The 20,417-nt window shown below is 64.9% G+C and carries 24 protein-coding genes and 2 pseudogenes; 14 read left to right on the top strand and 12 right to left on the bottom strand.

The genetic code is table 11. From position 1 onward, the window contains the following. The 4 genes and pseudogenes from EN738_RS12425 to EN738_RS12410 form a co-directional block, all read left to right on the top strand. A pseudogene (locus tag EN738_RS12425) lies at positions 1 to 350 on the top strand (group 1 truncated hemoglobin); the annotation flags it as partial. Between the two features lie 208 nt (positions 351 to 558). Next, complete coding sequence (locus tag EN738_RS12420) at positions 559 to 744, top strand: DUF3606 domain-containing protein (protein WP_127283932.1); 186 nt, start codon at positions 559 to 561, stop codon at positions 742 to 744. Beyond that, positions 741 to 926 carry a hypothetical protein gene (locus tag EN738_RS12415; RefSeq protein ID WP_127283931.1) on the top strand — a complete coding sequence of 62 codons (186 nt, stop codon included), beginning with the start codon at positions 741 to 743 and terminating at the stop codon, positions 924 to 926. Before EN738_RS12420 ends, EN738_RS12415 begins: the two co-directional genes overlap by 4 nt. Beyond that, the gene (locus EN738_RS12410) at positions 923 to 1,243 is read left to right on the top strand and encodes a hypothetical protein (RefSeq protein ID WP_127283930.1); all 321 of its coding nucleotides are present in this window, start codon (positions 923 to 925) and stop codon (positions 1,241 to 1,243) included. Before EN738_RS12415 ends, EN738_RS12410 begins: the two co-directional genes overlap by 4 nt. Positions 1,244 to 1,257: 14 nt before the next feature. Here EN738_RS12410 and EN738_RS12405 read toward each other — a convergent pair whose 3' ends face one another. The 5 genes from EN738_RS12405 to EN738_RS12385 form a co-directional block, all read right to left on the bottom strand. Continuing rightward, complete coding sequence (locus EN738_RS12405) at positions 1,258 to 1,479, bottom strand: KTSC domain-containing protein (RefSeq protein WP_127283929.1); 222 nt, start codon at positions 1,477 to 1,479, stop codon at positions 1,258 to 1,260. A 26-nt stretch (positions 1,480 to 1,505) separates the two neighbouring features. Then, positions 1,506 to 1,655, bottom strand: a complete 150-nt coding sequence (locus EN738_RS12400) for a hypothetical protein (protein ID WP_127283928.1) — start codon at positions 1,653 to 1,655, stop codon at positions 1,506 to 1,508. Between the two features lie 46 nt (positions 1,656 to 1,701). Further along, positions 1,702 to 1,986, bottom strand: a complete 285-nt coding sequence (locus EN738_RS12395; RefSeq protein WP_127283927.1) for a PRC-barrel domain containing protein — start codon at positions 1,984 to 1,986, stop codon at positions 1,702 to 1,704. A gap of 120 nt (positions 1,987 to 2,106) precedes the next feature. Then, positions 2,107 to 2,295, bottom strand: coding sequence for a hypothetical protein (locus EN738_RS12390; RefSeq protein ID WP_127283926.1), 189 nt, complete (start codon positions 2,293 to 2,295; stop codon positions 2,107 to 2,109). Positions 2,296 to 2,514: 219 nt separating this feature from the next. Next, positions 2,515 to 2,838 (bottom strand): DUF2934 domain-containing protein, encoded by a 324-nt coding sequence (locus EN738_RS12385; protein WP_127283925.1) that lies wholly within the window; start codon positions 2,836 to 2,838, stop codon positions 2,515 to 2,517. A gap of 247 nt (positions 2,839 to 3,085) precedes the next feature. On the opposite strand from EN738_RS12385, the gene EN738_RS12380 reads away from it, so the two are divergent. Continuing rightward, positions 3,086 to 4,309: an acyltransferase gene (locus tag EN738_RS12380; RefSeq protein WP_127283924.1), complete on the top strand. Its 1,224-nt coding sequence runs from the start codon at positions 3,086 to 3,088 to the stop codon at positions 4,307 to 4,309. 143 nt (positions 4,310 to 4,452) lie between these two features. Continuing rightward, positions 4,453 to 5,835: an FAD-binding oxidoreductase gene (locus EN738_RS12375; RefSeq protein ID WP_189605815.1), complete on the top strand. Its 1,383-nt coding sequence runs from the start codon at positions 4,453 to 4,455 to the stop codon at positions 5,833 to 5,835. Positions 5,836 to 5,918: 83 nt separating this feature from the next. Here EN738_RS12375 and EN738_RS12370 read toward each other — a convergent pair whose 3' ends face one another. Further along, positions 5,919 to 6,527: a TetR/AcrR family transcriptional regulator gene (locus EN738_RS12370; RefSeq protein WP_189340697.1), complete on the bottom strand. Its 609-nt coding sequence runs from the start codon at positions 6,525 to 6,527 to the stop codon at positions 5,919 to 5,921. A 216-nt stretch (positions 6,528 to 6,743) separates the two neighbouring features. On the opposite strand from EN738_RS12370, the gene EN738_RS12365 reads away from it, so the two are divergent. Continuing rightward, the gene (locus tag EN738_RS12365; protein WP_245494496.1) at positions 6,744 to 7,868 is read left to right on the top strand and encodes an alpha-hydroxy acid oxidase; all 1,125 of its coding nucleotides are present in this window, start codon (positions 6,744 to 6,746) and stop codon (positions 7,866 to 7,868) included. Between the two features lie 8 nt (positions 7,869 to 7,876). Here the strand turns inward: EN738_RS12365 and EN738_RS12360 are convergent, their stop codons facing one another. After that, the gene (locus EN738_RS12360; protein WP_127283920.1) at positions 7,877 to 8,584 is read right to left on the bottom strand and encodes a BA14K family protein; all 708 of its coding nucleotides are present in this window, start codon (positions 8,582 to 8,584) and stop codon (positions 7,877 to 7,879) included. 89 nt (positions 8,585 to 8,673) lie between these two features. Beyond that, the gene (locus EN738_RS12355) at positions 8,674 to 9,768 is read right to left on the bottom strand and encodes a KamA family radical SAM protein (RefSeq protein ID WP_245478491.1); all 1,095 of its coding nucleotides are present in this window, start codon (positions 9,766 to 9,768) and stop codon (positions 8,674 to 8,676) included. A gap of 468 nt (positions 9,769 to 10,236) precedes the next feature. On the opposite strand from EN738_RS12355, the gene EN738_RS12350 reads away from it, so the two are divergent. After that, entirely contained in the window at positions 10,237 to 10,446 is a 210-nt protein-coding gene (locus tag EN738_RS12350; RefSeq protein ID WP_127283918.1) for a cold-shock protein, read from the top strand. 45 nt (positions 10,447 to 10,491) lie between these two features. Here the strand turns inward: EN738_RS12350 and EN738_RS35440 are convergent, their stop codons facing one another. Next, positions 10,492 to 10,725, bottom strand: a complete 234-nt coding sequence (locus tag EN738_RS35440) for a hypothetical protein (RefSeq protein WP_189340710.1) — start codon at positions 10,723 to 10,725, stop codon at positions 10,492 to 10,494. A 164-nt stretch (positions 10,726 to 10,889) separates the two neighbouring features. Between EN738_RS35440 and EN738_RS12340 the strand changes: the two genes are divergently transcribed. Both EN738_RS12340 and EN738_RS12335 read left to right on the top strand, forming a co-directional pair. Next, a complete protein-coding gene (locus EN738_RS12340; RefSeq protein ID WP_127283916.1) occupies positions 10,890 to 11,825 on the top strand; it encodes a hypothetical protein in 936 nt (311 codons plus the stop codon). A gap of 95 nt (positions 11,826 to 11,920) precedes the next feature. Continuing rightward, positions 11,921 to 12,256: a hypothetical protein gene (locus EN738_RS12335; RefSeq protein ID WP_127283915.1), complete on the top strand. Its 336-nt coding sequence runs from the start codon at positions 11,921 to 11,923 to the stop codon at positions 12,254 to 12,256. A gap of 122 nt (positions 12,257 to 12,378) precedes the next feature. Here EN738_RS12335 and EN738_RS12330 read toward each other — a convergent pair whose 3' ends face one another. Together EN738_RS12330 and EN738_RS12325 are read right to left on the bottom strand one after the other, a co-directional pair. Further along, positions 12,379 to 13,446, bottom strand: coding sequence for a cyclic nucleotide-gated potassium channel (locus tag EN738_RS12330; protein WP_127283914.1), 1,068 nt, complete (start codon positions 13,444 to 13,446; stop codon positions 12,379 to 12,381). Between the two features lie 170 nt (positions 13,447 to 13,616). Next, on the bottom strand, positions 13,617 to 15,173 hold the full coding sequence (locus EN738_RS12325) for a serine hydrolase (RefSeq protein ID WP_127283913.1): 1,557 nt from the start codon (positions 15,171 to 15,173) through the stop codon (positions 13,617 to 13,619). Positions 15,174 to 15,337: 164 nt separating this feature from the next. Here EN738_RS12325 and EN738_RS12320 point away from each other — a divergent pair, with 164 nt between their 5' ends. Both EN738_RS12320 and EN738_RS12315 read left to right on the top strand, forming a co-directional pair. Further along, the gene (locus EN738_RS12320; RefSeq protein ID WP_127283912.1) at positions 15,338 to 17,005 is read left to right on the top strand and encodes an acyl-CoA synthetase; all 1,668 of its coding nucleotides are present in this window, start codon (positions 15,338 to 15,340) and stop codon (positions 17,003 to 17,005) included. A gap of 121 nt (positions 17,006 to 17,126) precedes the next feature. Further along, positions 17,127 to 17,993, top strand: a complete 867-nt coding sequence (locus EN738_RS12315) for a hypothetical protein (protein ID WP_245494489.1) — start codon at positions 17,127 to 17,129, stop codon at positions 17,991 to 17,993. Positions 17,994 to 18,027: 34 nt separating this feature from the next. On the opposite strand, the gene EN738_RS35435 is transcribed toward EN738_RS12315, so the two are convergent. Continuing rightward, the gene (locus EN738_RS35435) at positions 18,028 to 18,201 is read right to left on the bottom strand and encodes a hypothetical protein (RefSeq protein WP_189556646.1); all 174 of its coding nucleotides are present in this window, start codon (positions 18,199 to 18,201) and stop codon (positions 18,028 to 18,030) included. Positions 18,202 to 18,314: 113 nt separating this feature from the next. Here EN738_RS35435 and EN738_RS12310 point away from each other — a divergent pair, with 113 nt between their 5' ends. Together EN738_RS12310 and EN738_RS12305 are read left to right on the top strand one after the other, a co-directional pair. Beyond that, the gene (locus EN738_RS12310) at positions 18,315 to 19,853 is read left to right on the top strand and encodes a FlgO family outer membrane protein (RefSeq protein ID WP_189605813.1); all 1,539 of its coding nucleotides are present in this window, start codon (positions 18,315 to 18,317) and stop codon (positions 19,851 to 19,853) included. A 196-nt stretch (positions 19,854 to 20,049) separates the two neighbouring features. Continuing rightward, positions 20,050 to 20,417 (top strand): annotated as a pseudogene (locus tag EN738_RS12305) (bifunctional diguanylate cyclase/phosphodiesterase); the annotation flags it as partial.

The following is a 20,417-nucleotide window of genomic DNA, read 5'->3' as shown; positions in this document are numbered from 1 at the left end:
TGAAGAACCCGATCGTCGGCCAGAAATCCAAGAATGCGCAGCTGCGGAAATGGCACACCAAGAACCTCGAACGGCTGCCCGGCCTCAAATTCATGCGCACGCTGTGGGTCTGCGACGTTTCCGGCGGCCCGCTCAAGTTCGTGGCCACCAAGCCCGGCACGACGCCGATCGGCCTCGAGGAAGCCCATCGCGACCTGCGGATCTCGCCGGCGGAGTTCGATGAGGTCGCGGCCGAACTCGGGCGGACGCTCGATCACTTCAAGGTTCCGAAGGCCGAGAAGACCGAGGTGCTTGAAGCCTTCGCCGCACACAAGGGCGAGGTTACCGCCGGCTACGACAAACAGGGCTGAAGCCCGGCCCGCAAGGTGATGCCCATTATGTTGTCGCCGATGGCTTGCAGAGTGCGTCGCGCGCCGTCGCCAGTTCTGTTGCGGGAGATCACGGCTCCGCCGCTCAAGGGGTGCCTGGCCGGCCACCACCGGCCCGCGCATGGAACCGGAGTCCGGGGTGCCGGCTTATATTAGCCAGAGCGCAGCAACGATATCTCGGGAGAAACCAATGGCCGACGACAAAAGCAACCGCGGCTTCCGCGACCAGAGTCGCGTCTCAGCCGACGAGGAGTACGAGGTCAGATATTTCGCCAAGCAGAACCGCATCACGCCTGACGAGGTCCGCGCGCTGATACGCGAGCACGGCAATGACCGGAAAAGGCTGGCGCGGGAGGCCAGGAAGCTGCGCGGATGACGAATCTTTCCGATCTCGGGCCGCCCAACGCCGGCACCCGGCGCGGAAATCCTCCGGACGGATATCCGGCCTGTCATTTCTATCTTTGCCTCGGATGCCCCCAGCCGGTCGACATGCGCGACCTGCGCCAGGTGATCTGGCATCAGCCAGTCCAACATGAGCGGCTGGACATCGACGCATGACAACCAGGCGACCCGCGAGAGGCGTTGGCGTCGGCGACGAGGTTGCCATCCATGCCACCGTACTGCGGCGGATCGACGAGGAACGAGTAAGCGTCAGCATTCCGACCTATGGGCATCCGCATTCGATAGCCGACCGCACGGCAGGGAACGGCCAGAACATCGAGCTGATAGGGGAAGTCACGCGCATCGATGAGCAGGCCGGCAAGGTGACGGTGAACCTGCGGCCGGTCGTGACGGTCGATCTGGACCAGGTGAAGCTGGTGACGGGATACGAACCGCCCCGTCCCCCGGTGGCGCGTAACGACAAACCGGACTGAAGCCGGAGCCGCGGTCATTCGGGATCGGCGTTGCCGCCGGGCACGAGACGGTGGCTGAAGCGATTGCGGATGTGGTCGTTGAAATACCGGCCCTTGGCGAAGGCGGACCGGAATGCCGCGAACGTCTCCGGCGGAACACCCTGAAACTCATAGTGCTTGCCGCTTGCCACGAACCATACCGAGAGGATGCGGCGTTCCGGATCGTAATCCGTCTTGCGTATCGAGGTTGACGGCATGCCTGCCAATTCCTGGTCTTGCCCGCTCAATGCCGCTTGAAATACTGCACCTCCCGCTCGTGCTTCTCGGCCGCCTCGCGGCTGTCGAAGGTGCCGAGGTTACGGCGGCGGCCGGTCTTTTCGTCCTTCTTGCGCGAATAGAGCCGGTACTTTCCGGATTTGAGTTTTCGGATCATCGTGTTTCTCCCGAAGAGGAAGGCCCGGCCGTGCCGGGCCCCTCTTTCAGTCCTGGTGCTCGGGCATGTCCTCGAGCTGGTCCTTCGTCCAGAAGGTGACGGCGTGGACGTCGCCGTCTTCGTCGCGCATGAAATCGAGCTGCATGGCGGGAACCGCGACGGGTTTGGCGCCGATGCCAAGGAAGCCGCCGACGTCGATGACGACCTGGCTGCCATGCATGTGGTCGACGGAGCCGATCTTCTCGTCGTCAGGGCCGTAGATGGTCGCGCCTTCGAGGATGGCCGGGGTCAGCTCGGCATTGGTGAGCCTTACGTGGTTGGTGTGATCCATGGCGTGGTCTCCTTCGGGGTTATGAAGGATGAACCTGCGAAGGCACCAAGAGTTCCGACAGAACAGAGGACGGGGTCAGCACGGGCCAAGGCGGCCCCGCCGGCCACCGGCGAAAGGCGGCTAGCGGCGCGGTTGCGGTCTCGCCACCGTCTCCAAAGGGCCCTCCGAGAGCCGGCGCTGCTCACCAAGCCGGGACGACCTCTTCTTCGGTTTCGGCTCCGCTTTGGGGATCGGCGCCTTGGCGATCAGGTAGTCGGCCCGATTTGTCCGGTAGTCTTCCTTGTGCACAGACGTTTTCGGCATAGACATTTTTGATCTCCTTGCTGAGATCAACGCACAGCGACGCCACCCTGTTCCCGGTTTCCTCAGCAAGCCGAAGCTATTTGTTCGTGCGTAGTTGCGGGCGGAAGGCCGTCGCTCATTTTTCCTGAGTTGCAGGACGGAAAACCGCCGCGCATTTTCCTGGAATTGCTTTCGACAAGCGCTATTCCGGACGAAAAACCGCCACGCACTTTTCCTGGAATTGCTTTAAAGCCGCCGTCTCGCCTTGAGGCTGCGGGCGGCGGCCTCGATCGCGGCGCGGTCGCTGCCCAGCCTGTCGATCAGTTCTTGCGCCTCGTCGCCGGTTATGCCGGTGCGCATGGCCAGTTCCTCGACCGTCAGTATGTCGGTGCTGGCGATCTTGCGGGTTTCCGGCAGGGCGTCATCGGCCGTCAGCGGCAAGGCCGCCTCGCGGTCGATTTCCGCCTCGGCCTGGCTCCAGTGCCGGTCGTGATTGCCGAACAAACGGCCCTCGCGTTCCCAGATTTCATAGGCACGCTGCCTGATCTTCTCCAGCCGATCGTCACCCATTGTCGGTTCCTCCATTTCAGCTTTTGCTCAAACGCCCGGCGCGGCCGAACGATCCCAGGAATCTACGCAATCATCGGTTGATGCCCGGATGATCCAGCATCCGAAAGCGGTAGCGCGGTGCATATGGGTATATACCTATGCGCCTGTTCTTTTCCCGGCGCGACACGCCTAGAGTCCGGCTACGGTGTGGCAACCCGGCGGAGCAACACGTGCCGCTGCATAAAGCACGTGACCCTGGACTGACCCGATGAGGGCTGTGTTCGCATTCGTCACCCTGGGGCTAGCGGCGCTGGCCGCAAGCATGCTCTTCATGCTTCTTCTGCGGGCTTATCCGGCCCTCCATGGTGACCGGGGCCGGCTGCCCGGCTCGCCGCTGCCGGGGACGGCGAGCAATCGAGTGGCGGGGGTCTCGTCACGGATCGGCGAGGAATACGAACTCACCACCAGGCAGATTTCGGCGTCGCGGGAAAAGCTGTTCTGGAACAATATCCAGATCCTCAGGCTCATAGCCGCCTATGGCATCGTCTACGTCCATCTCGAGCCTGTCTTCATCGCCATCGGCGCCGGGTCGACCATCGTCGATATGCTGCGCTTCGGAACCGACCTGTTCCTTGTCGTGTCGGGGTTCCTTTCGGCACATGTGCTCAGTCGGCCGGGCAGGACGGCGCCGGCCTATCTGCGCGACCGGGCCATTCGCATCCTGCCGCTCTACTGGCTGTTTACGCTGGCGGCCTTCTTCGCCAAGGACTGGGTGACGGGCTACGGCACGCCGACCGTGCGCGAGCTGGTGATGTCGATGCTGTTTATCCCCTATGGACCTTATCCGATCCTGCATCCTACCTGGACGCTGGTGATCATCGTCCAGTTCAGCCTGATCATGGCCGCCTGCCTGGCGGTGAGCCGTCGCAATGCCGCTTACCTGGCCTCGGCCTTCGTCGTCCTGCTCGTGCTGCTCGGCAGGATATTCCAGCCGGAGAACCCGGCGCTTGCGGCCTACACCGATCCGATCCTGATCGACTTCGCCTTCGGCGTCCTGATCTACAAGGCGCTTGGAGGCGAGCAGCGCTGGCCGGCGCAGGATCGCGCCGTCGGATGGGCGCTGCTGGCGCTCGGCATCGGCATGGCGGCGGTGGTGCTGAGGCCGATGTTCTGGGCGGACCTGCCACGGCTCGTCGGGCTTGGCCTGCCGGCAGCGCTGCTGCTGTTCGGTACGGTGATCCTGGAGCGGTCGGGCCATGTCGTGCGGTCGGCGTCGGTCAATTTCGTCGCCAGATGCACCTTTGCCATCTATCTATGCCACCAGTTCGTCAATGGTGCGTCCGAGAAGATCGTGTCGCTCGACCCGACCTCGCGCGTCGTTCATGTCCTCGTCCTGGTGGCCACACCCCTGCTTGTCACCATCGTCGCCGTATTCATCTTCAGCTATGTCGAAGCGCCTGTGACACGCCATCTCAAAGGGCATTTGGGCTAGCCTCGGCCTCAGATGATGATTGTCGTCGGCATTCTACTTGGCTAAGCCACCGGTCAAGTGTGAGCGGCCAGCGCATCACAGCCCAGCGCGGTTGTGAATGTGAGGTCATTTGCCGTCAGAGCGCCCAAACCCCTGGAGCCTGCATGTCCCTCCTGCCTTCCCTCCGCGCCGCCTGCCCCAACGCCACCGTCTGGGACTCCACCGAGCTCGCCTCCCGCGATCCTGGCTTCGATGCCCGCAATTTCGGCGCCACCGCGCTGGTGCGGCCGGTCGACACCACAGGCGTCGCGGCGCTGGTCAAATTCTGCGCGGCGCGCGGCCTCAGCCTCGTCGCCCAGGGCGGGCGCACCGGCCTGACGGGGGCCGCTGCGACTGTGGAAGGCCAGATCATCTGCGACCTCGGCGGCCTGAACAGGGTGGAAGAGATCGACCCGTTCGCGCGTGTCGCCATCGTCGGAGCCGGCACGCCGCTCTCGGTGCTGCAGGAGGCGGCGGCCGCGCATGCGCTCGATCCCGGCATTGACCTTGCGGCGCGCGGCTCCTGCACCATCGGCGGCATGGTTTCCACCAATGCCGGCGGCATCATGGCCTTTCGCAACGGCACGATGCGCCATCGCGTGCTCGGCCTCGAAGCAGTGCTGCCCGACGGCAGCATATTTTCCGACCTGACGCGGGTGCTGAAGACCAGCGCCGGTTACGATCTTAAGCACCTGTTCATCGGCGCCGAAGGCATGCTCGGCATCGTCACCCGCGTCGCCTTGCGGCTCGATCCGGTGGCGGGCGCCAGCGCCACGGCGCTGGTCGGCGTGCCGGACGCGGCCAGCGCGCAGCGCATCGTGCGGCATTTCCTGGAGCGTACCCAGACGCGGCTCAACGCCGCCGAGATCCTGTGGCAGCGTTTCGCGGCCGCCATGAACCGCATGCTCGGCTTCGCGCCCGGCCAGTTGCCGCTGGATGCCCCCTGCCTGCTGGTGCTCGAGCTCGGCGCCGACAGCGTCGAGGCCGCGCGAGAAGCGCTGGAGGATGGGCTGGCGGCGATCTGGGAGGAAGCCGGCATCGTCGACGGGCTCATCGCCAGCTCGGTCGCGCAGGCCGAGGCGATCTGGCGGCTGCGCGAGGAGACCGAGATGATCGAGCGCATGCACCATCTGCCGCCTTCCTTCGACGTGTCGGTGCCGGCGGGCGGGCTCGATGCCTATGTGGCGCGCATCGAGGCCGGGTTGAAGGCAATCGACGCGACTTACGCGCCCTATGTGTTCGGCCATCTCGCCGACGGCAATCTGCACATCTCGATCAACACCGACGGGCCGGTCCCGCACGCGCTGCACGAGGCGATCGAGGACGTGCTCTATGAAGGCTTGCAGGCAAGCGGCGGCTCGTTCTCGGCCGAGCACGGCGTCGGCCTCGACAAGCGCGACGCCTATGAGCGCCACGTCGACCCGGTCAAGCAGGCGCTGGCCAGGGCGATCAAGGAGATGATCGATCCGGCTAATGTGATGAATCCGGGGAAGATTATCGCCGGCTGAGGTGGTGGGCGTTGCGCTCTGGGAAGCCGGCGCGAGGCACCCCCCCCTCTGGTCTGCCGATTATCTCCCTCTCAAGGGGGAGATTACGCTCCATCGATTTCGCCAATCGCCAAGGAACCTGCCGGCTGTCCCATCACCAGCCGCTTCGCGGCCTCCGCTGCCGCCGTGCAGTAGTCGCGGTCGCCGTGTACGAGGATCATCACCATGGCGCCCTCGACCAGCAGGAACAGCTCTCGCGCCCGCTCGCCGGGCGACGGCACCTTCGCCTCGGCAAGCAGGCTCGCCAGCTGCCGTTCCATCAGCGCCTTGTGCTTGCGCGCCATAGAGCGCGCGGGATGGCCGTTAAGGTCGGCGAGCTCGATCGCGAGGCGAGTGAAGCCAGATCCCGCCCAGCGCGGCTTGGCCGACCATGTGGCCAGTCCCTTGAACAGCTTGTCGATCAGCTGCTCGGCGCCGCCCGACAGGTCGATGCCGTAGGTCTGGAACTCGGCGAAGGCGCGCTCGTGCTGCGAGGCGAGCACCGCCGTCAGCAGCGCGTCCTTGCTGTCGAAATGGTAGTAGAGCGTCTTCTTGGTGACGCCGGCGGCGACCGCGATCTCGTCCATGCCGACGCGGAAGAACCCGCGGCGGCGAAACAGCTTGTAGGCCGCCTGCAGTATCGCTGGTCTGGTCTGGTCGGACGATCGGGGCACGGGGCTGGGAGCGCTCGAATGTATACTCGCTAGTGAGTTTACATCGCCGGCGACGGCGCATTCAATGGGCCCGCACTATCAGCAGTGGCTAATATTCGTTGGGAGACGACGATGGACAGGCTGATCACCGCAGTACCCGAACTCCAACAATCGAGTGAAGCAGCAGTGGTTCGCGACCGGGCCAGGGCGTCACCCGCGGCGGCGCCGCTCAAGGGCATGACCTGCATCGAGGACCTCAGGCAGGCTGCCCGCCGGCGCGTGCCAAAGGCCTTTTTCGACTATGTCGAGGCCGGCGCCTATTCCGAGCAGACGCTGCGCGCCAACCGCGCCGATCTCGAGCGGCTCACCTTCCGCCAACGGGTGCTGGTCGATGTCGCGCAACGTGACACCGCGACGACGATGTTGGGCGAAAAAGCCGCGCTGCCGATCGCGCTGGCGCCGATCGGCTTAGGCGGCATGCAGTGGGCCGATGGCGAAATCCTCGCCTGCCGCGCCGCGCAGACCGCCGGCGTGCCTTATACGCTCGGCACGATGTCGATCTGCTCGATCGAAGACGTCGCCGAGGCGGTCGCAAAACCATTCTGGTTCCAGCTCTATGTGATGAAGGATCGCGGCTTCGTGCGCTCGCTGGTCGAGCGCGCCATCGCCGCCCGCTGCGGCGCGCTGGTGCTCACCGTCGACCTGCAGGTGCTGGGCCAACGCCACGCCGACATCAGGAACGGGCTTGCGGTGCCGCCGTCGCTGAAGCTGCGCAACATCCTCGACATGGCGGCGAGGCCGGGCTGGGCCTGGCGCATGCTCAGCGCCAGGCGCTGGACCTTCGGTAATCTCGCCGGCCATGTGAAAGGCGAGCGGGGCGTCAAGGAACTGGCCGACTGGGTGTCGCACCAGTTTGACGCGACGCTCAACTGGAGCGACGTCGAATGGATCCGGAGCATCTGGCCGGGCAAGCTCATCATCAAGGGCATCCTCGACGCCGAGGACGCACGCACCGCCAGCAAGGCCGGCGCAAGCGCCATCGTGGTGTCCAACCATGGCGGCCGCCAGTTGGACGGCGCGCCGTCGACGATCTCCAAGCTGCCGCGGATCGTCGAGGCGGTCGGCTCAGAAACCGAGGTGCTGTTCGATGGCGGCGTGCGCTCGGGCCAGGACGTGATGCGGGCCCTCGCCCGCGGCGCCAGCGGCTGCCTGGTCGGACGGGCCTATATCTACGGCCTCGGCGCCGGCGGCGAGGCCGGTGTGGCGACGGCCATCGAGATCCTGCGCAAGGAGCTATCCGTCACCATGGCGCTGACCGGGACGAGAAGCATCGACGAGATCGACGAGAGGGTGCTGGATTAGCGGGGCGCTTACTCGCACTGCTGGCGCGGGCCGCCGTCGTAGGGCTGGTAGCTGTTGTCTTCCGGGCGGTAGGAGCGGTAGCGGCTGAAGCAATAGTCGATATGGTCGGCGGAAACCCCGGCTGACGCGCCCTCGCCCGACGTGTCGTCGCCCGGCCAGCCCTGGTAGGTGGTGGCGAAGCCATCCATCGCGGCGGCCTTCATGGAAGTGTCCCGCACCTTGACGTAACCCTGGTCGGCGGCGCCGGCATCGAGATAGGGCGAGATGCAGGGGCGCTGCTCGCCGCTGTAGGACCTGTAGCTATTGTCGTCGAGGCGATAGGAGCGGTAGCGGCTTTCGCACCATTCGACATGGGAGGCCGGCAAGTCCATCGTGGCCTCCGCGCCTTCCGCGGCTGCGGCCGGCGCCTCGCCAGGAGCTTGACCGTCGTCCGCCGGCGGCTCGATCGAGGCGGTCACCTCGGGCCCGATCTCGGGCTTTGCGGCATCGGCGGGCTTGGGGTCGGCCGGAACCGGGCGGGCGGGAACGCGCTCGAGAGCCTGCTTGGCCGCGCCGACCCGCTCGGCGTTTCTGGTCCAGAGCTCGGCCACGCTTTGGCTCGGCGCGACCACGCCTACCGGTTTGGCGGCCAGCAGCCAGGTGGCGAAGGCCAGTCCACTGGCGAAGATCGTGAGGGTCAGCACGAAGCCGCCCAGAATTCCCAACAGAGGTTTCACGCCACGCTTCCTTCAGCCCCCGCTCATAAAATGCGGAGCCGTAAGGCTGGTTCCAACGGAGGAGCCAGAGGCAAGCGCTTCCAGCGAACTTACTCCCTCACCACCTCCCTGTACGCCGTCGCCTTCCCATCGTGTCCGCGGATGCGCCAGGTCTCCCCGTCACACCCCTCGATGTGGCTCGGTCCCAGCGGCACCTTGCCGCCGCCTTCGGGCAGGTCGATGACATAGGTCGGGTTGCAGATGCCGGAGAGGCGCGCTCGCAGCGCGCTCACCAGCGCCTGGCCTTCGGCGATGGTCGTGCGGCGATGCGCCATGCCGCGCGCGAGGTCACCGTGGTGGAGGTAGTAGGGCTTGACGCCGAGCCGGTACATCAGCTCGCGGCAGAGCTCCTCCAGCACCTCGACACTGTCGTTGACGCCTTTGAGCAGGACGCTCTGGTTGAGCAGCACGAAGCCGGCCTGCCTAAGCCGGCGGCAAGCGGCTTCGGTGGCGTCGGTGATCTCGCGCGGGTGGTTGAAGTGCGTCACCACCGTCACCATCAGCCTGCCGTCCAGCGCCCCGACCAGCCCGGCGGTGATGCGCGAGGGCAGCGCGACAGGCACGCGGGTGTGGATGCGCAACAGCCGCACATGCGGGATCGCCTCGATGCGGGCGCGGATTTCGCCAAGCGCCTTGTCGGGCAGCGACAGCGGGTCGCCGCCGGTCAGGATCACCTCGCGGATCTCAGGGTGATCGGCAATGTAGGCGAACGCCTCTTCGAGCGCTTCTCGGGTGTAGCCGCGGCCGATCGCGGTCAGCGACTCCTTGCGGAAGCAGAAGCGGCAATAGACCGCGCATTGATAGGTCGGGAACAAAAGCACCCGGTCGGCATGGCGATGCGTCAGCCGCGGCACCGGGCTGTAGGCATGGTCGGCGATCGGATCGTCGAGCTCGCCTTCCGCCTCGACCAGTTCGTCCGGCGACGGGATCACCTGCGCGCGGATCGGGTCGCCTGGGTCGTTCCAGTCGATCAGGTCGAGATAGGGTTTTGGGATGCGCACCTTGTGGTTCACCGCGGCTTCCTGCGCGGCCGCGCGCTCGGCGGGCGACAGCGGCAGCGCGGCGAGATCGCGCACATGGCGCACGCCGGCGCGGACATCGTCCTGCCAGGCGGGATCGGCGGCGCGCTGATCGCTTGCGTTCATGTCGTTGAATTTGGCGTCTGTCGTCATCGGGGAGTTGCTCGGTAGCGGTTCGCGCGCAGCTATCGAGCGTATGGCCGGCCGGGTCAACTGCCTGTCGCTGCTGTTGGTCGATCGCCGCGATCCTTCGCGCCTCTCTCCGCCCTGCGGGCATCTTCCGAGCTTGGGGTAGATTGACAGCCTGGCTGGTGTCTCCGACCCCTGGCCCATGGTGGCCGAGTCACTCCAGGCGAATGAAAATAGCCAAACCGAAACCGGCCTATCTTTTTGAGAAAAAGAATTATTTTCACACTACGCCTTGTTCGCGGACCCACAACGCTCTATGTTGCAAGTATCGATCTTGCTTGTTGAACCTTGTTCTGGCGCAATCCGCGCTCTCGGCGATCTTCCTCTCAAAATCGATCTGAAATCGTTTGCCGCGCAGGCTGTGCGGCGAGCAGTTTATCTATGGATGATTGAAAGGATATCGTCGTGAATACTGGAACCGTGAAGTTCTTCAATGCCACCAAGGGTTTTGGCTTCATCGAGGTCGGCAACGGCCAGCCCGATGTTTTCGTGCACATCTCGGCCGTCGAGCGCGCCGGCATGCGGTCCCTCGTCGAGGGACAGAAGGTCAGCTTCGAAATCGTGAAGGACAACCGCAACGGCAAGAGTTCGGCGGAGAACCTTCAGGCTGCGTAAGGAGATTGCGCTTCTGGTCGTTGACCACGGATGTACTGGCACCGATCATCGAGGCGCATAGGAGAGGCCGGGTTTCGCCCGGCCTTTTTTCTTTTCATCATTGGAGACCGTCATATGCGACAACAGCCGGTACCCGAAGGAATATTCAAGCCGAAGCCGACTGCCATCGAAACGAAGCAGGACGCCACGACCAGGGCGGCCCGCCAGATCATCGATGGTGAAGCGGCCGAACGCGAGCGAAAGACCGAACGCTTGAGGCAGGCCAGGCTTGCCATGCAAGCTGTCGAGGCAGCCAGCCCCGCGGCCAGGTCGCCCGCGAAGAAGCGAACGGGCAGGCGCAAACAGGCGTAGGCGGTACAAGTCGGGCGACGAAGCTGCCCTGCCCATAGGTATTTGAGCGAAATGGTATTAATCTGCGCAGGCTGGGCTTTCGGGGCAAGCCAATGGATTTCAGCGCAGGCCATGGCTACCTTCTCATCGGCGGCCTCATCCTGGTTGGCGCCGGGCTGCTGATCCTGTCGCTGATCGTCAATCTGCGCGTGGCGCACAGCGTGCGCGACGACGTGCGCCATCGTGAAAAGCTGCTGGAATATTACCGCAACATCTTTTCGCAGCTGGGCGTGATCCTGATCGGCATCGGCGTGTCGCTGTTCATCTTCTTCTTCCAGCAGAATTATCAGGACCAGCGCAGACGCGAGACGGAACTGCAGCAGGTCATGGCAAAATTGGCGGCGCGCCTTGCGCGTGGCGCGCCCGTCGTCGAAACGCTTGGCGAATTCGACGAGGTGCTGGATGAAGGCGGCGCCTATGTCAGTCCCGAGCTCGGCGGCAAGAACGCCGCGATCAGCGCCGAAGGACCCGAGCTTGGCAAGCAGGTCGCCAAGATCCAGCTCGTCGAGCGCGACGTCGATGTCCGCGACTTCGACATCCTGAACCTGTCGCGCGACTTCGAGACGTCGTTCGTCGTCAACGAGCTCGATCCGACGCTTTGGTTCAACATCGTGCGCGACGAGAACGAGATCAAATACGCCACCACCCAGCTCGCCCTGGACTACAAGGATCTGCAGGATGCTATCGGCGGCGAGGCGATCGAGGCTGCCGTGGCCAATCCCGACAAGGAGAGCAAGATCAAGCATGAGATGCTCGACATCCTCTACGATGCCGACCTGCTGCGCCAGCGCAGCAGGCGATTTCTCGCCCGCGCCTGCTGGCTGTTCAGCAAGGGCAAGGGCTTCGTCGCCCTTGCCCCGGTCGAGGCCATCGAGGCCGATGCAAGGTCGCAGCAGGAATGGATCGAGCGATCGAAGCCGCTGCTGGCGCAGACGAAGTCGGGCAGCGGCGATTGCTTCAAACTGCTCCGCTACGGGCAGGCGTCGTGAGTGGACGACCGGCGGGGGCATGCTATTTTCAGTGAAGCGTCACCTGCACATGGACGCGCGAGCGAGCAGCGCCCGCCGAATGCGTGAGGAACGCCATGCGACGGCTCATCTTCTCGGCAATATGCATCGCCGCCACGACGGGCGCCAACGCGCATGACTGGTACGAAGACAAGATTGACCCGCTGACGAAATTCAAGTGTTGCGGTGGTCATGATTGCCGCGCCATACCTCAGTCCTCGGTTCGGTCAAGGACCGACGGCGGATACACCTACCTGCCGCATGGCTTCAACATTCCGCGCGAGCGCGTCCAGGAATCCCCGGACGGCCAATACCACATCTGCGAGAATACATACGTCATAACCAATCAGCCGTATTTGCGATGCTTTTTCGCGCCTCGCGTCAAGGTCTCCTCCCTGCTGCTCCCACGTTGAAGCCAATACTACGTGTCGCAGCAAGGATCTGCATCGGCATGCAATTGGCAACCTTCCCGTCGCATCCTCTTCGTGAGGACTCAGGATCGATGAAACAGTCCGGGACTGCACACCAGCTGCGGTCAAGCCATCGGTGCCGCGCCGCGCCGCTCGAGCGCGGTCTTGCGGATGATCTCCGCGATCTCCGGGCTGCTGCTGCACAGCATCTGGAAATCCGCCGAGTGCAGCGACAGGAGCGAGACCGCCGTTGCGGCGCTGACGGTTGCCATACGCGGTTCGCCGCTGATCAGCGCCATCTCGCCGAAGAAGGCGCCAGGGCCAAGCTCCACCGGGCTCGGCGTCGCGACGCTGACGCGCCCCTCCGCGACGAAGAACATCTGATCACCAGGCTCGCCGATGCGGCAGATCACGGCGCCCGCGGGCACCGTGCGCGGTCTCAACGCGCGCACGATCTCGATCAGCACGGCCGGGCCGAGTTTCTGAAACAACGGCACGGCGGCGACCAATCGCCAATTGCGGACGAAATCCTCGCGACGGACTTCCTGATAGAAGCCGGTGGCAAGAATGCCGGCCCAGAGCGCGAAGATACCGATGCCACTCATCATGACCAACCCGGCAAGGACGCGGCCGGCGAAGCTTTGCGGAATCTCGTCGCCGTAGCCGGTGGTGGACAGCGTAACCACCGCCCACCACATTGCCTGGGGGATGCTGCCGAACTTTTCCGGTTGGATGTCGCGCTCGATGATATAGGCCGCGAGCGCGACGCCGAACAGAACGACGCCGAAGAGCGTGGTGACGCCGATCAGATTGCGCGCTTCGTTGGCCAGCACCCTGCCCAGCACCGGGAAGAAAGTCGAGTCGCGCAGGGGTTTCAGCAGCCAAACAGCACAGTAGAGGCTGCGGTCGGGCGTACGGACGAGCAGAAATGCGGCGAGTGGAACCAAGACCGCGAGCACATCGATGGCGATTTCGGGCGTCCTGTTCCGCACGTCTCCCGCCCGGCGCTTGAGCAGCGTCCCAGCCAGTTGCAGAAGATAGGCGCCCCAAATGACAGCGAGCACGGCAGCCAGGGCCAGTCTGCTGCGTCCGGACATGTCGGGTATCGTGAGCGCTGCCACCGCCAGAAGCCCAGGCGCAGCCAGCACCGCGTTGAGCGGCGCGTAAATTCTCAGGAAAGGCAGTACCGACATTTTATGCCCACGAGCCGCTACCACCCTGCAAAATAGAATGCCTTCAAGGCAAGCGCAAAGGTGCTTGCTACCGCTGCGACGTGCATCAACACGGTGAACCAACAGTCCGCGATTGCTTCGCGACCCGGCGTGAACAGGCACACCGACGAGGATGACCTGTCTCGGCCAATCTAGTCGCCCACCCTCCGCAGCGTGCCGAGATGATTGTCGTCGAGAAACCCGATGGTGATCGCCGATGCCTTGCCGTCGGGGCCGACGGCAAAGCTGACGCCCGTCGGCCTGTCCGGCATCTCGGCATCGGGGTAGGTCAGGAACAGGTCGTTGTCGAAATGCGTCAGGGAATAGGACCGGGCGTCGGCCGGCCCGACCTTGAGGACAAGGCTGTCTCCCGCACTCGACACGTCCGCTTCGCCGATGAAGTCGTTGGCGTAGCGGCCGGCATAGGCGCTGGCCGGTCGAGCCGGCCTCGAGGGCGACGGCGGGACGGCAAAGGTGGCCTTGGCCGCCTCGACCACCGGACCGAACATGCCGGAATAGATCGCGTCCCATGCCTTGACCCAATCCTTCTCGACCGAACCGTCGAAGGCGAGATCGGCGAAGCTGTCGGACAGCCCTTCGGGGACGCCGGTCGGAAAAGCGTTGGCGAGGATGACGATGCCAAGTTTCTCCTTCGGGAAGATCGTCACCAGGGTACGCGCCCCGACGCTGAAGGCGCCGGCATGGCCCCAGCTCAAACCGTGCCGGCCGAATTCGACGTTCCAGCCGAGGCCGTAGAAGGACTCGCCGCCGGACACCGGGTTCTTGCCGCGCGTCATCAGCGGCACATGCGTCTGGTCCAGCGCATCGGCGGCAATCAGCGTCTTGCCGGCATAGACCCCGTCGCCCAGCAGCAGGCGCACCCATTGCGCGAGATCGCGCGCGGTGGAGCTGACGCCGCCGGCGGGCGCCTGCGCATCCGGATCGCGCCTGATCTTCGCGGCCCAGGTGCCATCGACCCTGACGTGGAGTGCGGCGCGGTTCGCGTGCTTGACGAAATCCGCATGACGCGAGCTGGTCGAGGCCATGCCGAGCGGACGGTAGAGTTTTTCCTCGGCGACCTCCTCCCAGGACTTGCCTGTCGGCATTGCGGCCGCGACGGCCCCCTCGGTCAGCCCGAAGTTGCTGTAGGAATAGCCGGCGCGAAAGCTCGACGACGGCGGCACGAAGCGCAGGCGGCGCAGGATCTCGGCGCGGTCGTAGCCGATGTCCTCGAGATCGTCGCCGGCGGTGCCCGGTAGGCCGCTGCGGTGTGAAAACAGGTCGCGGATGGTGAGCTCGCTGGTCGGATAAGGCTCGGCCAGGCGGAAAGCCGGATCGAGATCGGCGATCTTGGAGTTCCAGGACACGGCTCCATCGCTGACCAATGCCGCGACGACGGTGGCGGAGACCGGTTTGGACAGCGAAGCGATCTGGAACACCGTGTCGGCGTCGACGGCCTCCGGCTTGCCGGCCTCTCGATGCCCGAACCCCTTGAGGAAGATCACCTCGTCGCCGTGCACGACGGCGATGGCCAGACCGGGGACGGCACTCTCCGTCACCGCGGCCTCGGCCAGCGCTTCGAGCTTTGGCAAGGAAGCGGCGATGCGCTCGGGCGTGATGGGGTCGGCCAACGCTGCACAAGGCAAAAGCGCGATCGCGGCGATGGCGGCCCAGGTCCTCAAATGACAGAGATTCCGATCAAGCCGCATCGCGCCCCTCCCTCCCTGCATTCACCGGGCCATGCTACAGGCCAGCGCTGGCGAGGCCAAGCGGCGATCGACTTTCGCCGCAATCGACCCCGGCGCGGATTTCGGGCAATCTCCACTGAGCGGCCTGCCATGGAAAGATGGCAAGCCGTTGAGGGAGGATTGCGATGACCAAGACGCCAGCGGCGGCCGGCCTGCCGCGCTACGAGGACGCCGTCGAGCGCTTCCGCATCGAGGATGAAGTCGCCCGGCTGCATGGCGATCCGGCGACCGGCATCAATGCCTATGTCGAGTGCTGCGGCCGCTACACCGGCGAATACCGGCTGGCGCTGCGCGCCATCTCGGCGGGCGGGGAGTTGCGCGAGTTTAGCTTCGACGATCTCGCCGACATGTCGGGGCGCGCCGGCAATATGCTGAAGGCGCTTGGCGTCGGCCCCGGCGATGTCGTCGCCGGCATGCTGCCGCGCATTCCCGAGCTGGTGGCGCTGATCCTCGGCGCCTGGCGCATCGGCGCGGTCTATCAGCCGCTGTTCACCGCTTTCGGGCCGAAAGCGATCGAGCATCGCCTGAGCTACAGCAAGGCAAAGCTGGTGGTCACCAATCCGGCCAATCGCGGCAAGCTCGACGAGGTGGAGAACCATCCGCGTATCGCCACCATCCTTGGCGCGGGCGAGGCCCTGCCCGCCGGCGACATCGATTTCCGCACTGCCCTTGCCGCCGCCTCCCCCGATTGCCAACCAGTGATGCGCAAGGGCTCGGACCTGTTCATGATGATGTCGACCTCCGGCACGACCGGCCATCCAAAGGGCGTGCCGGTGCCGCTCGGCGCCCTGCTCGCCTTCGGCGCCTATATGCGCGACGCGATCGGGCTGCGGCCCGGGGATGTGTTCTGGAACATCGCCGATCCCGGCTGGGCCTACGGGCTCTACTACGCCATCACCGGCCCCTTGCAGCTCGGCACCGCCACCACCTTCTACGAGGGCGCCTTCAACGCCAAGAGCACCTACGACATCATCGAGCGGCTGGGCGTTACCAGCCTTGCCGGCTCGCCCACCGCCTATCGCCTGCTGATGGCGGAAGGCGCCGCGGCTGCCGCTCGCGTCAAAGGTAAGCTGCGCGTGGTGAGCAGCGCCGGCGAGCCGCTCAACCCGGAAGTGATCCGCTGGTTCGATGCCAACCTCGCCGCGCCGATCCACGACCACTACGGCCAGACCGAGAACGGCATGATGGTCAACAACCATCATGGGCTGGCGCACAGCGTGCGCGCTGGCTCGGCAGGTTTTGCCATGCCGGGCTACCGCATGGTGGTTCTGGACGAGGCGGGTAACGAGCTTGGCCCGAACCAGCCGGGCATCCTCGCCGTCGACATCGCCAAATCGCCGCTGCGCTGGTTCGAAGGCTACCACCAGGCCGAAACGCCGGCGATCGCCGGCGGCTATTACCGCACCGGCGACACGGTGGAATACGAGCCGGACGGTTCGGTCTCCTTCATCGGCCGCGCCGACGACGTCATCACCTCGGCCGGCTACCGCATCGGGCCGTTCGACGTCGAGAGCGCGCTGATCGAGCACCCGGCGGTCAACGAGGCGGCGGTGGTCGGCGTGCCCGATCCGCAGCGTACCGAGATCGTCAAGGCCTTCGTCGTGCTGGCGTCGGCCTTCAAAGGCAGCGAGGCGCTGGCCGAGGAGCTTGCCCAGCATGTGAAGAAACGGCTCTCGGCGCATGCCTATCCGCGCGAGGTCGAGTTCGTCACCGAACTGCCGAAGACGCCGAGCGGCAAGATCCAGCGGTTCCTGCTCAGGAAGGCGGAAGTGGAGAAGCGGAAGGCCGGATAAAGAATTGGCGATCCGCTGATTTCCGCCACGCAAAAGCCGCCAAGTCGGGCGAAGGCTCGCAAGGGCTTTTGATCGCTAACTCGGGGGCTATGTCATGCGGTTGATCTGGACACTTCTCTTCATGCTTGCGGGCAGCGCGGCACTCGCTGCCTCGCCGGAGGACGACTATATCGCCGCGCGCGACAAGGCGATTTCCGACATCGCAGCACAGGAAAGCGCGAACGCTGCCGTGGAAACGCTCGATGCCCAGAATACGAAGGCGATGGCCGATCTCCAGACGCGTCTTTCGGCCCTGCTCGGCCCGCTGGCGGTAAAGGATTTTCCGGCAGCCGGCACGATCAATCTGCAGAGCCTGAGCGACTCCGATATCGGTTTCGGCATGCTCGACGGGCTGAGATACACTACCAGCGACGACGGCCCGAGCCTTGTCGCGACGACGCGCGGGCTTGCCGAGCGGTGGCTCAAGTCCAGGGCCGACGAGACCGATGAGAACCTCAGGCTGCCGGCCGGCATCGACGCGGCGCTGAAGCTCGACGCCTTCTACACCCAGGCCATCGGCGCCGACGCCGCCTTCGTCAGCACGCTCGACTTTCCGCTGAAGAAACCGGAAGGCGCCGACATGGCGTTCGCGCGGCTTGGCGGCTGGACCCAGGATGTCGGGCCGATCTACGACCAGCAGGTCATCGTCACGCTGGTCAAGGGCGATCGCGTGCTGATCGCCGAGGCGCCTGCCGCACCGCCCGTCCCGAAGATCGCGGCCTGCGATGCCTTGTGGACCGCGGCCGACGCCGCCGCCCAGAAATTCCAGGAGGCCTACCAGGCTTCGGAGCTCAAGGACGAAAAGGCCTACGATGCCGCCAACGCCGCCTGGGAAAAAGGCGACGGCGACTACCGCGCCTGCCTGGGCGAGCACCTGCCCGGCGACCCGGCCTTCCCGGCCCTGCTTGCCCACGCGCAGGAACTCGCCGATCACATGGCGGGCAAGTAGGCGCGGCGCTCAGCGGCCACGGACAGTTTCGCATCTATTCGGACGAATTCCTGGCCTCGGCGCAGCGTTTCTGGTGAGTGATGTAGTCCGCCATATAGCGGTCGAGGGCGGCGCGGAATTCTTCTTCGCGTGGGCGCTTGTTGCTCACTGGAACCGTTTGCTCGGTCTCCGTCTCAAACCCGATAGGGTGGAAAACAATGGCGGACATTGCGGCTCTCCTGTCTCGAAACGCAGTGACAGAATGAGCCGGACCGACGGTTTTCGTCCCTGGCGCGCGGCCGAATAGTTCCGAAAAGCTCCGAAAAGATGCTAGTTTGCGCCATGGTGGGGAAACGGTTCGTCTTCGGCCCGTTCGAGCTCAACCCGGAGGCGGGAACGCTGCTCCGGCAAGGCATGCCCGTTGCCGTCGGTTATCGCGGCGTGCTGCTCTTGGCCGCACTCGTGGAGCGGCCCGGCGAAGTGCGGTCCAAGACCGAGCTGATGAATGCGGCGTGGCCGCATGCGGCGATCGAGGAAAGCAACCTCTCCGTACAGATCGCATCGCTGCGGAGACTGCTTGGGTCAGGGCCAGATGACGGCGAATGGATCGCGACCATCCCGCGGATCGGCTACCGCTTCGCTGGCGTGGTGGATTGCCTCGACAGGGCCGCGCCGCCATCCGAGAGCGCGGCGGCCGGGCCATCCATCGCCGTGCTGCCTTTTGCCAATCTCAGCGACGATGCCGAGCAGCAGTATTTTGGCGATGGCCTCGCCGAAGACATCATCACCCGGCTTGCACGGCTGCGCTGGCTGTTCGTCTCGGCCCGCAATTCATCGTTCACCTATGGGGGCAAGGCGGTCGACGTGAAGCAGATCGGGCGCGAACTCGGCGTGCGCTATGTGCTCGACGGAAGCGTGCGCCGTTCCGGGCAGCGGCTCAGGATCAATGCCAGGGTGAGCGACGCCGATACCGGGCGCCAGATCTGGGTGCAGCGCTACGATGCCGAGATCGCCGATTTCTTCGCGCTGCAGGACGAGATCTCCGAAAGCGTGATCGGCGCCATCGAGCCGAGGCTCTATGTGGCCGAGCACGAGCGTTTCCAGGGCCGGTTGCCCGGCAATCTCGACGCCTGGGGGTTTGTTATGAAAGCGATGCCCTATGTCTGGACCTGGGCTTCCGTGCCGGATTTCGAGATCGCTGAGCGGCTGTTGAAAAAGGCCATCGACATCGATCCCGACTATCCGCGCGCCAACTGCCTGATTGCCTGGGGCCTGGCCGCAAAGGCGATGCTTGGGCTGGCCGACGCCGAAGTCGCCTTGCCGACCGCCCACGACATGGCGCAACGGGCGATCCGCAGCGACCCGGAGGACCCCTGGACGCACTTCGCCACCGGCTTCGTGCATATGGCGTCGCGTCGCTTCGAGCCAGCCGTGAAGGCCCTGTCCGAGGCGATCACCCTCAATCCGAGCCTCGCCTACGCGCACATGATCCTTGGATCGACCTATGCCTATGCGGGCATGCCAGACGACGGCCTGCACCAAGTCGCCCTGGCCGACCGGCTAAGCCCACGCGACTTCACGCAGGCCGGCAGCCTTTCCGTCGCCGGGCTCTGTCATTTCATGGCCGGGCGTTATGCAGAGGCCGCCGATTTCGAACGGCGGGCGGTGGATCTCAGGCAGAATTTCGGCACCGCCTGGCGTACATACGCCGCTTCGGCCGGCATGGCGGGCGATCACGCCGCCGCGATCCATGCCCTGTCGCAGGCACGGCGCCTGCATCCTTCCGTGTCCGTGGATTGGGTCGAGAAATACCACCCCATCGTCCACGACAAGGATCGCGCCCGCTATATCGAGGGACTGCGCGTCGCCGGGCTCGACTGACCGACAGGACTTTCCGTCAGTATGCGCCGCATTTCCGCAGCCACGGGCCTTTGGCGGGGCACGGGGAAATATCCGTATGACCTGCGTCACGATAGGCCAATACTGAAACTTCTGGCCTGCATGGAAGTCTAAATTTAAGCACTTTCTACTAAGTTCGACCGATGGGCTATCGTCCACGAAAGGCATTTGGGTCGAATTGGCCAGAACGGATTTCAGCATAGGCCGCGTCAGGCAGGCCGTTTTTTCCCCCGCCAACTTGCCGGCGGCGATAGCGTTCGTCGTGCTTTTGGTCTGCGCCGTCGTTGCCGACCAGCAGAACAGGAAGGTCTCCGATCAGCTGGCGCGCGCCGATGTCCTGGCCAAGGTCAACATCATCCGGGCCAAGCTCGAGGGCAACATCAACGGCAATCTTCAGCTCACCCAGGGCCTGGTATCGGCCATCGTCACCGAGCCGTATCTGGGCCAGCAGAGATTTGCCTCGCTTGCCGGCAATCTGTTCGAGCAGAAGTCGCAGTTGCGCAACATCGCCGGCGCGCCGGACCTCGTCATCTCGCTGATGTACCC

The sequence above is a fragment of the Mesorhizobium sp. M4B.F.Ca.ET.017.02.2.1 genome (genome assembly GCF_003998955.1).
GTDB classification, from domain to species: Bacteria; Pseudomonadota; Alphaproteobacteria; order Rhizobiales; family Rhizobiaceae; genus Mesorhizobium; species Mesorhizobium abyssinicae.
Note: the sequence above shows the minus strand (reverse complement) of the source record. Positions and strands in the feature narration are given on the sequence as shown.